Here is a 13,419-nt window from a genome sequence, read left to right as displayed (position 1 = left end):
AAAGAAAGGATGCCGCTAGGATGCTCCCGCGCCGTATCATTGCCCTGCTCTACATTGCCTTGGGTTTCTGTGCAAATGCCGCCTTTGCGCAAGATCTTTCGCAGCTGCCCCGTGATGGGGATATGCGCGGGCTTGTGATTGCGTCTGAACCTGTGCCTGTGTCGGATTTGCCTTTTGTCGATGAGGATGAAGTTGAGGGGCGTCTGAGCGATTATCGCGGGAAATATGTGGTTCTCAATTTTTGGGCAACGTGGTGCGCGCCCTGCCGTGACGAAATGCCAAGCCTAGAGGCATTACAACGTCAGTTTGACTCAGATCAGTTTGAAGTGGTCACGCTCGCCACGGGGCGCAATTCCCCGCAGGCGATCCGCAGATTTTTTGAGGAAATTGGCGTAGAACATCTGCCGATGTATCGTGACATCAACCAACAGATTGCGCGACAAATGTCGGTGATGGGCCTGCCGATTACGCTGGTGATTGATCCCGAAGGGCGCGAGATTGCGCGGCTGATGGGGGATGCCCATTGGGACAGCCCCGAGGCATTTGCCTTTTTCGAGGCGCTTTTGGAAGAAGCAAGCTAAATGCGTCAAAGTGTGTCTTTCACGCCATTTTTGCTGGCTTCAGGTAAAGCTTAAGCGGTCTGGGGGGCAGTTCATGCGCCGCTAGCCCAGGATTTCCTCTGAAATAGCGGAAGCATTACAAAAGCACTGCGTGACAACGTAGAGGATATCCTTTACGTGTCAAAGTGCTCTAAACAATGCGAAGACCGAATTGAATGGCTACTGCTGCACTCCCTTTCTCCGTTGTGATCCCCGCAAAAAATGAAGCTAAAAACATTGCGCGGCTCATCGGAGAGATAGTGACCCATTGTGACAAGCTTGGGGAATTCGAGATCATCGTCGTTGATGATGCTTCAGACGATGGCATGGCAGAGATTTTACGTGATCAGTGTCGCGCGACTCCCCAATTGCGGTGCTTGCGTCATGATCGGTCTGGCGGACAATCGGCTGCGCTAAATAGCGGCATTGCGGTGGCAAAGGGTGATATCATTTGCACTTTGGATGGGGATGGGCAGAACCCACCCTCAGAAATTCCAAAGCTCTTGGCTGTTTTCGCGGAAGATCAATCGGGTATGTTAGGACTTGTTGCAGGGCAACGGAAGAAGCGACAGGACCGACTTTCAAAGCGCCTTGCCTCTAAATTTGCGAATAAATTACGCGGTTCCTTGTTGAAAGACGGAACGAGGGATACAGGGTGTGGCCTCAAAGCGTTTCGCCGCGATGCCTATCTTCGCCTTCCATTTTTCCGCAACATGCACCGCTATTTGCCTGCGCTCTTTCTGCGTGACAATTGGCTTATCGCCCATGTTGACGTAGACCACGCAAGCCGCTGGGGCGGTCAGTCCCATTACACAAATTTTGAACGCGCCATTGAAGGATTGGTCGATTTGCTGGGGGTGATCTGGCTGATACGGAGGCGTAAGCAGTGCAGCGTGGTCAACGACAGTTCGCAATCTCCTCAACAGGATCACTAATGGATTGGCTAATTGAAGTTTTGCGGGTCGAGACCCACGTAGAGGCCATGTGGGTTTTGTTCGGTTTTGCAGCGCAAGCCATGTTTATGGGTCGCTTCTTGGTGCAGTGGATCGCATCCGAGCGTGCAAAAGCCTCGATCATTCCAATTGCGTTTTGGTATTTTTCGCTAGTGGGTGGGATTATGCTGTTGTCCTACGCCATCCATCGTCAGGATCCTGTTTTCATTTTGGGTCAGGCTTTAGGCTTGCTGATTTATACTCGGAATTTGTGGTTCATTCACCGCAAAAAGCCATAGCCAGCGACAATTAAGATATTAGGCATCGATCAGCTGCGTGATTGGGCCACAAATAGGTTGAAAACAATATCTTCTCCATCGCCGAAATTGAATAGGTCGAGCTGTTTGATTGGGGTTAGGTTGGGCTGGGCCGCGACAAATTCTGCCAATTCAGTGTTGGCAATCGCTGCTTGAATACAGTGTCCTTCTTCAAATGCGCGGTTGAATTGCTCGGCGACATCGGCGCCTGATGCAAAATTGACGTTACGGTTTGTCAGAAAGAGCAGAGAGGCCTCCCAATACCCTGCGACCCAGAATTCGCAATTAGGTGCGAGATTTGCCTCGGCCGCGAGCGCGTTTGATGGCCATAGACGCTCCATTCGTGCGAGCGAGGGGTAGAGCGCCAATGCAATTGAAAAACTGACGGCGAAGGCGAAAATACCAATACCTTGCCACGCACGCCGCACAATCATGATCCAAAATATCGGCACGAAGATGACTGTCAAACCTGCGCCAATATAAAAATGAATTGATAATGTGCTGCGCACCATTTCTGCGCCGTAAGCAAAGGCGCCTAACACTGCGATCGGAACAAGACCAATAATTGCGGCTAGTATGCGTGCGTATTTTGACTGGGCTTGATTGGCTTCATAGTCGCGCCATGCAGCCCAGATCACGGTGATTGCGATTGCTGGGTAGGTGGGCATTACGTAATGCGGTAGCTTGGTTGATGCTAGCTCGAACCCGATCCACATAGGCACGACCCAAACAAGTGCCATTTGCATCCAAAGGCTGCGGCGTGCCCGCCAAATTGCGGGTAGAGTGGCTGCAAAAACCATTGATGCGGGGAAAAATGTTATCCAAAATAGCGCTAAATAAGTTCCGATAGGGGCGCCATGGCTTTCTTGTTCTTGGTGGATTTTCCCTAGGAAATCGCGTACGAGCGACGCATGCCAGAACTGGCCGTCACTTTGGATTGTAATTGCAATATACCATGGCAATACAAGCGCCAAAAAGAACAAGATGCCAAGACTGCTGCGCAGGTAGGAAAAGATTGCCGCACTCCGCGATTTAACCCAAATAAAAAGTAAAAGCGGCAACGTAACAGCAAATACAATTGGCCCTTTGATGAGCACAGCTGCACTAAGCGCGCCCCAAAACATGACGAAGGACAACCAGCCGATGGGCTTAGTCTCATCAAATTTAATTGTGCCGTCTCGCGCTTCCGCCTGAAATGCTGCGCGCAGCGGCACATAAATTGCCATCAGGATAGTGAAGAGTAGCATCGCATCCGTTTTGCCGATGCGCGCCTCGCCTCCCAAGACGAGGGTCGAACCCATCAAAGCAGCCGCAGCAAAAGCCCCTGAGATTGGTAATACAAGACGCGCTATTGCAAAAGTCATCAAAACTACACCAAGCGCGCCAATTTGCGAAATTGCGCGATAACTTTGAACGACTTCGGGGGCGCCTGTCAAAGATGCAAAGCCAGCTTGCAGCCAATAAATGCCCACAGGTTTGTTATAGCGTGGGCTATCGCCAAGGCGCAGATCAATTATATCCCCTGATTGAACCATCTGAGCGGAAGTTTGAACAAATCGCGCCTCGTCACGATCTAAAATGGGGAGTGAAAAAAAGCCAGGTAGAAAGGTGATCAGTGACACGCCCACAAGAACTGCGATCAATGCGGTCTGCTTGTTCAAATGTGAGTGCGCTTTCATCTCTCTAAACCCCAATCTTCCGACAACCTGGGGGGCGCTGTCACATCCCCATTGTGTGCCTGTTCTTATAGCGAAAACCAACATAAGAAACAGTCCCATATTCCATGCAGAGTGCAGCCGTTGCAAAGCCTTTGGAACTGGTGCACTGTTTGAATTTGAAACAGCGGGGCCACAGCTGCGCAAATATAACGTGAAGTCTAATGCGTCAAAAAAACAGTCCCGGCTTGATGAAAATCTTGGAAATTGCGCGCCAGTTTGTATCTTTTGCCAAGATGGCATTGCATCTTGGTTTTGGTCGCGCTTTGCGCGGGCTGGTTGTGTCTTTAGCGCTGGCAGCTGTGGTTCTGTTGTCGGCTGGTCGAATGGAAAAGACGGGCGATAATTTACAAATTGCGCTGCCGTTGATGGCTTTGGGGTGCTCCGCAGTGAACGGAAATGCCCCTGAGGCATTGGCGCGTTTTGCGGGCTTAATGACAGTTGTTCATTTGCAAAAGCGGACATTAGGTGAGTCAGAGATCAATCAGCGACCTAATGGCGGAATACAGGGGTTTCCCTCAGGACACACAGCCAGCGCAACCTTTGGGGCTTCCCGCCTCGCGCAAGAGTGTTTGAGAGGTAATCCCATTGCAAAAAGCTTTGCTGTGCTTTCTGCAGCTTTTGTTGGCGGGTCGCGTATCAGTGTTGGCGCGCATACTTATTGGCAGGTTCTAGCAGGCGCGCTGTTCGCGTTAGCATTTGATCGCTTGACGCTAGCGATGTGGCGCAGGACTATGACCTTGGTGCGTCTCAATACAAGGAATGCAATCGATAGTTTGCAGCGGATCCCTGTGCAGCGCCTTGCGCGGCTTGAATACCTCACAAGAAAGCAGATTAAGGGCCTTTGGTTCACGGCATTTGGGATTGCAGCGGCGCTGTTTACGCTGTTTCCGAGTCTTGACCTTGGTATTTCAGGCCTCTTTTATGACAGCCGTGGTGCCTTTCCAGTCGCGAACTGGCCATTAGCACAACTTGTTCGGCACATGCTGATGAATACCATGCACTTCCTTGCGCTTGCCTCTCTTTTTGCGGCTGTTTTTGCACTGGTTTTGCGATGCAATATTCTTTTTCTCAATGCGCGGGCTTGGGCGTATTGGGCGACAGTGATGATCCTCGGTCCAGGCATATTTGTTAATATGATCCTTAAAGAATATTGGGGTCGCGCCCGCCCTGCGATGGTGGAAAATTTTGGGGGATCTGGCCAATTCACCCCTGCTTTTTGGCCGACTGATCAATGCGCTAGCAATTGCTCGTTTGTTTCAGGCGAGGTTTCGGGGGCAACCGCTTTGGCGCTCTTTTTGATCCTAATCGCTTATGTAAACCGCCTGTATTTCGGCCCTAGAACCAAGACTTTCCTCTATGCGCTGGCCATTGCTGTGCCGCTGATATCTGTGTTGCAACGCGTTTCGGCTGGGGCACATTTCGCGTCTGATGCCACATTGGCCATTTTGTTCACCTCGGGTTTTGCAATCGTTTTATGGCCTTGGATGATGGGTGATGAACGACCACGCCTTTTTACAGCGGTGCAGCAACAAGCCGCCCGTCTTTATGGTTTGAAATTGTGGCGGTGATGATCTGTCCTGTTTCTTGCGCCACATTGAGGCTGACTTCAGTGAAGTCTTCGGTGCGGCCAAGATGCGGATTTTCCATCAAAATCTGATGGGTTTTGCCAATCTCGCCCGATAAATGTTGGGCGAGCGCCCGATCCCCTGCGGCGCGCAGTCGTGCCGCGCGGTCTTTGATTGTGGCGCTTTGCAATTGTGGCATCCGTGCCGCTGGCGTGCCTTGGCGCGGTGAGAACGGAAACACATGGAGCCATGTTAACCCGCACTCCTCAACCAATTTGAGGGAATTTTCGAAATGTGTTTCGGTTTCTGTCGGGAAGCCTGCGATGATATCTGCGCCAAATTTGATTTCAGGCCGCAGGCGGCGCGCCTCCTCGCAAAAGGCAATGGCATCCTCGCGTGCATGGCGGCGCTTCATGCGCTTAAGGATCAAATTATCGCCATGTTGAAGGCTCAGATGCAGATGAGGCATCAGGCGGGGTTCGTTTGCGATGGCCTCCATCAACATCGGATCAGCTTCGATGGAGTCGATAGAGGAAATCCGCAGGCGCGCCAGATCGGGAACAAGTTTCAAGATACGCATGACCAAATCGCCCAAATGGGGGGCTTGTGGGAGATCCGCCCCCCATGAGGTCAGATCAACCCCTGTGAGCACCACCTCAAAATAGCCGCGGTCGACCAAGCGTTTGATTTGATCCACCACCACACCCGCAGGCACGGAGCGTGAATTGCCGCGTCCAAATGGGATGATGCAAAAGGTGCAGCGATGATCACAGCCATTTTGAACCTGCACATAGGCGCGCGCGCGAGTGCCAAAGCCATCAATCAGATGCTCGGCTGTTTCGCGCACAGACATGATATCATCCACCATGACCTTTTCGGTTTGGCCGATGAAATCAGGGCCGCTGAGCTTGGCCCATGTTGCACGTTCCATCTTTTCGCGATTGCCAATGATGAGGTCAACTTCGTCCATTGCGGCAAATGTTTCAGGCTCGGTCTGTGCGGCGCAGCCTGTCACCACGATCCGCGCGCTTGGATTGTCGCGCTTCACCTTGCGGATTTCTTGGCGCGCTTTGCGCACGGCCTCAGCCGTTACGGCGCAGGTGTTGACGATCACTGCATCCCTGAGGCCCGCTGTAGTGGCCATATCGGTCATCGCTTCCGTCTCATAGGCATTGAGCCGACACCCAAGCGTTCGAAATTCAGGTGGCTTTGTCATGGATTTTGCAGGCAACTTATGAAATCTGCGGTCAATTCAGCGGTGAATACATGGGCCGTTGGCCCTGTCATCCAAACGCCATCCTCGCGCCACTCAATCCAAATATCACCCCCATCAAGGGTCAGTTTCACCGCACGACCTGTCAGGCCTCGCCGCGCCGCGGCAACCGCCACCGCGCAAGAGGATGATCCAGAGGCAAGGGTGATGCCCGTTCCCCGTTCCCAGACCCGCATCCTCAGATGATCTGGCCCTATGAGTGAGGCGAATTGTACATTGGTGCGCGCAGGGAACAGCGGATGATGTTCAACTTCGGGACCGCGGGCAGCCAAATCCACCGCTTCGGCATCGTCCACAAAGAAACTGCAATGGGGGTTGCCCATACCCGTCGCAACAGGATCCCCGTCTAGGGGCAGATGCAGCGTGTCCATCGCCGCGGCTAAAGGGATATCCTGCCACTCCAAAAGCGGGGGGCCCATATTCACAGCGGTCAGGCCGTGGCCGCGATCCTGCGCAATCAGAATCCCGCGTTCTGTGCGCAAGCGGATCTGATGAAGGCCATGTGCGGCAATTTCATAGGCCGCGATGCAGCGTGTCGCATTGCCACAGGTTGCAGAGAGTGACCCATCGGCATTGTAAAAGGTCAATGCTAAATCCGCCTCGTGATCGTTTTGGATCAAGGCCAACTGGTCAAACCCCACCCCACGATGACGATCTGCAAGCGCGCGCGCCAAATCAGCCGTCACGGTGACCTCGCGCTTGCGCGCGTCCATGACGACAAAATCATTGCCAAGCCCGTGCATTTTCATGAAGGGCAGGCCGATATATGTGTGCGGCTCAGACATAGATGCGCCTATAGCGCAAGCGCGCGGTGAATGGGACTCGAATCTTTGTGCCGATTAGTAGCGGTGGGTCAAACGCAGCATGACCATATCCATGCCGGGGTTGCGATCATTTAGGCCGCCGTTTGAGATATGGCTAAACGCGAATGAAAGCGCAGCAATGTCGGTGATATTGGTGCCAATCCCAAGAATGCTGCGAAAATGCATATGGCCCCCCAAATCAACGTCACCCTCTTTGAAATATCCAGGCATAAAGCTGGCCTCGATGAAATTTTGGCCACTGATCTGATATTCCGCCGAGACGCCAAACCCCACAAATCCGTTGTGATTGGTGTCTGCCAAAACCGAGCCAGCCCAACCCGCGGTGAAGCGATCACCCTCGGCTAACGCGCCTGTCCAATGATACTCGGCCACAACGCCTGTGCCGCGGTTGTTCGGATCGCGTACAAAGCCGATGACTGAGTTATCTGCAAAAGCCGCTATGGGCGCGCTGAGAGCGATGGCCCAAGCGAGCGTAGAAAGAGTGAACCGTATCATTGCCGTCCCTAAGTCTTCTCAGCTATTCCGATATATGAAAGTTATAATGACTTCAAAAGAAAAGAGCGCACCGAAGTGCGCCCTTTCCGTAGCAATTAATCCGTGAGGATTAGAATGCCATGTTGAAGCCGAGATCAGCTTGTGTTGGCGCCGCCATCTTCAACGTAGCGCAAACCTGCAGCAGCGCCGCCAGTCAAAGCGATGTCGGCAGATGCATTACGGCGCCAGTTGCAGCGTGAACTGCAGCATAAGCTATGGCTCGAAAAGAATATGGCAGGCAGTGCGTCATTGGAGCGGTGCGAGCTGAGGATAGAACGGCTTGAGAGCAGCTTAGGTAATCACTCGCCCAAAGATGCGTATAGCTGATCTCTGGCTTGCAGCCATTCTTGAGTAAATTTTCTTTCCACACGTCTAGTGGTCAGCTGACGTAATTTCATCCCAATTCTTTGCTTGTCATGTCGCCAAGGTTTCTGCTTCCCAGCAAAATGAACAATCACTGGATCAGTCATAGCTTCGTGTTGTGACGCTTGCAATGCTCGCGGGATTACACTGTTTCGTAAAGCTAAATTGCCCCATATTGAATTGTACGTGCTGTCTATGAGTTGAATGCTGTTGGAGCATATCATGTTAATATGATCTTGATCAGCCCATCGGCACTGAGCTGCCGTTTCAACATCTATAAAACCTTGTTCTAGGTTGAGACGGCGGATTGCACTAGGATCAGCTAACATCACTCCAGAATTAACGTAATGCTCAATGGTACTAAGTTTGAGCTGGGAAAGGCGCAGTGAAACTATGCTTGAGTTGCGTTTATGACCAGGTCGTAATGAGCTTAAACTTTTATACCACCAAGAAATATGTGTAGGACAAATTGCAGCCCCAATGGCTTTGCCGCCAATGTCCATTGATAGCAGACCATTTAGAGGTTTTCTTGGTAAGGTATCCCCATCTAAATACAAAACCTTATCGTTGAAACGCATGATCTCAAACAGCCTAGCTAAAGCAAAATTTGTGAAGTGCGTGCCTTTGATCTTGGGAAGTTCCTCAATAAACTCGCGAGAGTGGACACGCGAGCTAAATTTGCTTGCGAAGTTATTAACACGTTGAAAGTTCAGAGGAGTAAGTTTGTTATGGACTAGGTACACCTCTGTATTTGTTGGAGATAATTTTAAAGCTTGATAAGCCGAAACAAGTGAGCACTCAGTGAAGCCATCGTCAAAGCAATATAAGATTGGCGTGGTTGGCACAGTATTCATTATTTGTAGCACTCTGGTCCATTATTGAGGAGCTTGCTAAGCGATAAGCTCACAAAAGAAAAGAGCGCACCGAAGTGCGCTCTTTCCGAAGCAAGTAATCCGTTAGGATTAGAAGCTCATGTTGAAGCCGAGGTCAAAGACGCTCTGGTTAGCAGAGTTTTCACCCACACCACCAGCGAGGGTCAAGCCACCGCCCATGTTGTATGTGAAGCCTAAGCCCTGTGCGTCTGTGTCCGCAGCAGCACTGCCTTCGTCATTTTGGGAAGCAACTGCAACAATGGTGAATGCATCGTTCACAGCATAAGAAACCGCAATACCAGCGCCCGATGTGTCACCAGTGTTGGTGTCCGAGTCATCGTAATTGCTTACCATCGCTGCGAGCGTCAGACCAGCACCTGTGTCATATGTTACTTTACCTACGGAGATCGAGTCGGATGTGTTCGCATCTTCTGCGAAACCAACAGTTACGCCGAAGCCCGCTGCACTAAACCCAATAGTGGCACCCGTATCGTCAGATACGGTGTCGTAAGTTACGTTCAAAGTAACACCGTTCATCGAATAAGAGTACTTGATATCCGAAGTAAGACCGGTGGTGGTGTCGGAGTGAGCCAAATCTTCAGCGCCAATGCCGTCGAAGCCTGCTTCAGTGATGTCGAGGTCAGTAGCATGGCCCACGTCACCGATGGTGATGGTGCCGAAGTCGCCAGAGATGTAGACTTCGGTGTCACCTGCGTTTTCGCCGAAGGTGTTGCCGGATGTGGCGCGTGTTGTGTCGCCATCGATGTCCAACGAGGCGCCGAAAGAGATGCCATTGTCGGAGACACCAGAAGCGACGATGTTGAAGTCGATTTCAGCATGGCTGCCGGCAACAGTGCCGTCATCCTTGTAGCCCATGTTGGCGCCGCCAGTCAGGGCAATATCTGCAGATGCAACGCCTGCGGTTGCAATCAGAGCAGTGGTAGCGAAGAGAACCTTTTTCATGGTTTTTCCCTCGTATTTGGTTTCTAAGATGCACCTCAAAACGGCTAGATCCGAATTGGGTATGCCCCTATCTCTCGTACAGAGCCGCGCATTGCAACGCCGCCGTCACGGATATTTTCATCTTGAACAACTGTGATGCACAGATGCCACAGTGTGTTATTTAGGTCTAATTTTATGATAATATCAAAGTCCTTGCCGCAATGGCGGGGCTAAGTTACCAAGAGGCACGCATCGGGCGCAGTCATTTGCCCCCCGCGTTGCACGCAGTGCGCAGTATGGACGAAAGGGCAAAGTCACATGGCATTTTCGAGCTTTGGCAAAGCTATCTTGGTTGTTGCGACCGCACTGGCGCTTGCGTCTTGCGGGCGGTTGGGTGGCAGCTTGGGCGGGTCTGACGCCGCCGAAGAACAGCGCGCCGCGCTAGACGCACAAGAGCCACAGCGCGAAACCATCTGGGATTTGTTCCAAAACGTAGATGACCCGAATGTCACCGTTGAAGTCAATCGCTACATCTGGAACGCCACGCTTGAAGTGCTAGACTTCTTGCCGATTGAATCAGCCGATCCATTCTCAGGCGTGATTGATTTTGGCTATGGTACCCCGCCAGGCGGCGGCACAGCCTATCGCGCAACGGTCTATGTCAGTGACCCCGCATTAGATGCGCGTGCGCTGCGCGTTGCGTTGGCCACGCGCGGTGGCCCTGTCAGCCTCGAAACCACGCGTCAGATCGAAGATGCGATTTTGACCCGCGCCCGCCAATTGCGCATCCGCGACTCGGGCCTGTAATCACGCGGCGAATTCACGCCATCCCCCTAGACCTCTTCAAGCGGGCGGCTTAAACACGCGCCCGATTATATCCGTTTGGCCCGAAAGCCCCATGTTTCAGGAGTTCGCAATGTCGCGCTACGATCCGTCCCAGATTGAAGAGAAATGGCAGCAGGCATGGGATGCGGCCGCAATCTTTAAGGCCAAGCGCGATCCTGCGCGTGAAAAATACTATGTGCTTGAGATGTTCCCTTACCCATCGGGGCGCATCCATATCGGCCATGTGCGCAATTACACGATGGGTGATGTGATCGCACGCTTCAAATCTTCCACTGGATTTAATGTGCTGCATCCTATGGGGTGGGATGCCTTTGGGATGCCTGCCGAAAATGCCGCGATGGAAAATGGCGGCCACCCTGCCGATTGGACATATCAAAACATCGACACAATGCGCGGCCAGATGAAACCCTTGGGCCTGTCGATTGATTGGGATCGGGAATTTGCCACCTGTGATCCTGAATATTACGGACAGCAACAAGCGCTGTTTCTTGATATGCTAGAGCAGGGTTTGGTCTACCGCAAAAACGCGGTGGTGAATTGGGATCCGGTCGATATGACGGTTCTTGCCAATGAACAGGTCATCGATGGCAAAGGCTGGCGTTCGGGTGCTGACGTAGAACGGCGTGAGCTGACGCAATGGTTCTTTAAAATCTCCGACATGGCCGATGATTTGCTTGGCGCGCTGGATGGTTTAGACGATTGGCCCGAAAAAGTGCGCCTGATGCAAGCGAATTGGATCGGCAAATCCCGCGGGCTGCAATTCGGCTTTGAGCTAACCGCAGCTGCGTATGGTCACAGCACGATTGATGTTTACACCACCCGCCCTGATACGCTGATGGGGGCTAGTTTTGTAGGCATCTCCCCCGATCATCCCTTGGCCAAAGCACTCGAAGCAGAAAACGCCGAGATTGCCGCATTCTGCCAAGACTGCCGCAAGGGGGGAACAACTGCCGAAGCCTTGGAAAAAGCCGAGAAAAAGGGCCGTGATACGGGCCTGCGGGTGCGCCACCCGCTTGATCCGTCCTGGGAATTGCCCGTTTGGATCGCGAATTTCATTTTGATGGATTATGGCACGGGCGCGATTTTCGGCTGCCCCGCCCATGACCAGCGCGATTTTGAATTTGCGCGCAAGTTCGATCTGCCCATCACCCCCGTTTTTGTGGCCGAGGGCATGGAAGAAGCCCCCTTGGCTGAAGCCTTCGTGCCAACCAAAGCCGAGCGTGCGCGCTATATTCGCGGCTTTGCAGGTGAGGCCGTGCAAACAGGTGACACCGCAGTAGATGCCGCGATTGATCTCGCTGAGGCGAAGGGTTGGGGTCAAGGCGTGACCAAATTCCGTTTGCGCGATTGGGGCTTAAGCCGCCAACGCTACTGGGGTTGTCCGATCCCCGTGGTGCATTGTGCGGCTTGCGGTGTGGTGCCTGAGAAGAAAGAAAACCTGCCCATCGAATTGCCGCGCGATGTCAGTTTCGACATTCCAGGCAACCCGCTGGATCGTCACCCGACTTGGCGCGATTGCGCCTGCCCGTCCTGTGGTGCGCCTGCTCAGCGTGAAACCGACACGATGGACACATTCGTGGACAGCTCGTGGTATTACGCCCGCTTCACAGCGCCGCGCGCTGCAACGCCCACCGATGCCGCCGAGGCCGAATATTGGATGAATGTAGATCAATATATCGGCGGGATTGAGCACGCGATTTTGCACCTTCTTTATTCGCGCTTCTTCGCGCGCGCGATGCAAAAGACAGGGCATTTGCCCGCAAAATGCGCCGAGCCATTCAACGCGCTGTTCACCCAAGGCATGGTGACCCATGCGATCTATAAAACCCGTGATCAAAATGGTCGCCCCGTTTATCATTTCCCTGAAGAAGTCGAGCTGCGCGAAGGCAAAGGTTTCTTGAAGGATGGCCGCGAGGTGGAGATCATCCCTTCCGCCAAAATGTCGAAATCAAAACGCAACGTGGTCGATCCAATCGCGATTATCGCCCAATATGGCGCCGATACCGCGCGGTGGTTCGTTCTGTCTGACAGCCCGCCCGAGCGTGATGTGGAATGGACGGCTGCGGGGGCAGAAGCCGCGTTTAAACATTTGGGCCGTGTCTGGGCCTTGAGCGAAAAAATTGCGGATATGCAGAAAGATGCGGCAGGCTCAGGCGATCAAGACCTACTGCGCGCCATGCATCGCGCCATTGTTGATGTGACAAGCGGCATTGAAAGCTTTGGCTTCAATGCGGCTATCGCCAAACTTTATGCCTTTACCAACACTTTGGCGAAATCGAACGCCTCGGCCGCCGCACAGCGTGAGGCGATCCTGACCTTGGCGCAGCTCATGTCACCAATGACCCCACATTTGGCCGAAGAAATTTGGGCGCGTCAGGGCGGGTCTGGTTTGGTAGCCACTGCACCGTGGCCCAAAGCCGATGAGGCGATGTTGGTGTCCGATACCGTCACCTTGCCCATCCAGATCAACGGCAAACGCCGCTCAGAACTGACCGTTGGGAAAGACATACCGCAAGAAGAGGTTGAAAAATTGGTTCTGGCGGATGAGGCTGTGGCAAAGGCGCTTGAAGGTCGCGCGCCCCGCAAGCTGATTGTTGTGCCAGGGCGGATTGTGAATGTCGTTATTTAAGGCAA

The 13,419-nt window shown here is 52.8% G+C and carries 12 protein-coding genes; 6 read left to right on the top strand and 6 right to left on the bottom strand.

The features are described from left to right. Positions 1-20 precede the first annotated feature (20 nt). From AAC621_RS05690 to AAC621_RS05680, 3 genes are all read left to right on the top strand, one after another. On the top strand, positions 21-581 hold the full coding sequence (locus AAC621_RS05690) for a TlpA disulfide reductase family protein (protein ID WP_340253005.1): 561 nt from the start codon (positions 21-23) through the stop codon (positions 579-581). Positions 582-775: 194 nt separating this feature from the next. Beyond that, positions 776-1,534, top strand: a complete 759-nt coding sequence (locus tag AAC621_RS05685) for a glycosyltransferase family 2 protein (RefSeq protein ID WP_340253003.1) — start codon at positions 776-778, stop codon at positions 1,532-1,534. Next, a complete protein-coding gene (locus AAC621_RS05680) occupies positions 1,534-1,830 on the top strand; it encodes a lipid-A-disaccharide synthase N-terminal domain-containing protein (protein ID WP_340253001.1) in 297 nt (98 codons plus the stop codon). Before AAC621_RS05685 ends, AAC621_RS05680 begins: the two co-directional genes overlap by 1 nt. A gap of 29 nt (positions 1,831-1,859) precedes the next feature. Here AAC621_RS05680 and AAC621_RS05675 read toward each other — a convergent pair whose 3' ends face one another. After that, the gene (locus AAC621_RS05675; protein ID WP_340252999.1) at positions 1,860-3,527 is read right to left on the bottom strand and encodes an ArnT family glycosyltransferase; all 1,668 of its coding nucleotides are present in this window, start codon (positions 3,525-3,527) and stop codon (positions 1,860-1,862) included. Positions 3,528-3,754: 227 nt separating this feature from the next. On the opposite strand from AAC621_RS05675, the gene AAC621_RS05670 reads away from it, so the two are divergent. Then, entirely contained in the window at positions 3,755-5,134 is a 1,380-nt protein-coding gene (locus tag AAC621_RS05670) for a phosphatase PAP2 family protein (RefSeq protein ID WP_340252997.1), read from the top strand. Here AAC621_RS05670 and mtaB read toward each other — a convergent pair. From mtaB to AAC621_RS05645, 5 genes are all read right to left on the bottom strand, one after another. Then, positions 5,079-6,347, bottom strand: coding sequence for a tRNA (N(6)-L-threonylcarbamoyladenosine(37)-C(2))-methylthiotransferase MtaB (mtaB, locus tag AAC621_RS05665; protein ID WP_340252995.1), 1,269 nt, complete (start codon positions 6,345-6,347; stop codon positions 5,079-5,081). The genes AAC621_RS05670 and mtaB overlap by 56 nt on opposite strands. Then, on the bottom strand, positions 6,344-7,189 hold the full coding sequence (gene dapF / locus AAC621_RS05660; RefSeq protein ID WP_340252993.1) for a diaminopimelate epimerase: 846 nt from the start codon (positions 7,187-7,189) through the stop codon (positions 6,344-6,346). Before dapF ends, mtaB begins: the two co-directional genes overlap by 4 nt. A 54-nt stretch (positions 7,190-7,243) precedes the next feature. Then, the gene (locus AAC621_RS05655; RefSeq protein WP_340252991.1) at positions 7,244-7,723 is read right to left on the bottom strand and encodes an acyloxyacyl hydrolase; all 480 of its coding nucleotides are present in this window, start codon (positions 7,721-7,723) and stop codon (positions 7,244-7,246) included. A gap of 338 nt (positions 7,724-8,061) precedes the next feature. Beyond that, positions 8,062-8,979 (bottom strand): glycosyltransferase family 8 protein, encoded by a 918-nt coding sequence (locus AAC621_RS05650; protein WP_340252989.1) that lies wholly within the window; start codon positions 8,977-8,979, stop codon positions 8,062-8,064. Between the two features lie 108 nt (positions 8,980-9,087). Next, positions 9,088-9,960 (bottom strand): porin, encoded by an 873-nt coding sequence (locus AAC621_RS05645; RefSeq protein WP_340252987.1) that lies wholly within the window; start codon positions 9,958-9,960, stop codon positions 9,088-9,090. Between the two features lie 297 nt (positions 9,961-10,257). Here AAC621_RS05645 and AAC621_RS05640 point away from each other — a divergent pair, with 297 nt between their 5' ends. Then, positions 10,258-10,746, top strand: a complete 489-nt coding sequence (locus AAC621_RS05640; RefSeq protein WP_340252985.1) for a DUF3576 domain-containing protein — start codon at positions 10,258-10,260, stop codon at positions 10,744-10,746. A 109-nt stretch (positions 10,747-10,855) separates the two neighbouring features. After that, on the top strand, positions 10,856-13,414 hold the full coding sequence (gene leuS / locus AAC621_RS05635) for a leucine--tRNA ligase (RefSeq protein ID WP_340252983.1): 2,559 nt from the start codon (positions 10,856-10,858) through the stop codon (positions 13,412-13,414). Positions 13,415-13,419 lie beyond the last annotated feature (5 nt).

The organism is Roseobacter sp. HKCC-CH-9208 (genome assembly GCF_037805125.1).
GTDB lineage: Bacteria > Pseudomonadota > Alphaproteobacteria > Rhodobacterales > Rhodobacteraceae > M30B80.
This window is presented reverse-complemented; position numbering and strand designations above follow the sequence as displayed.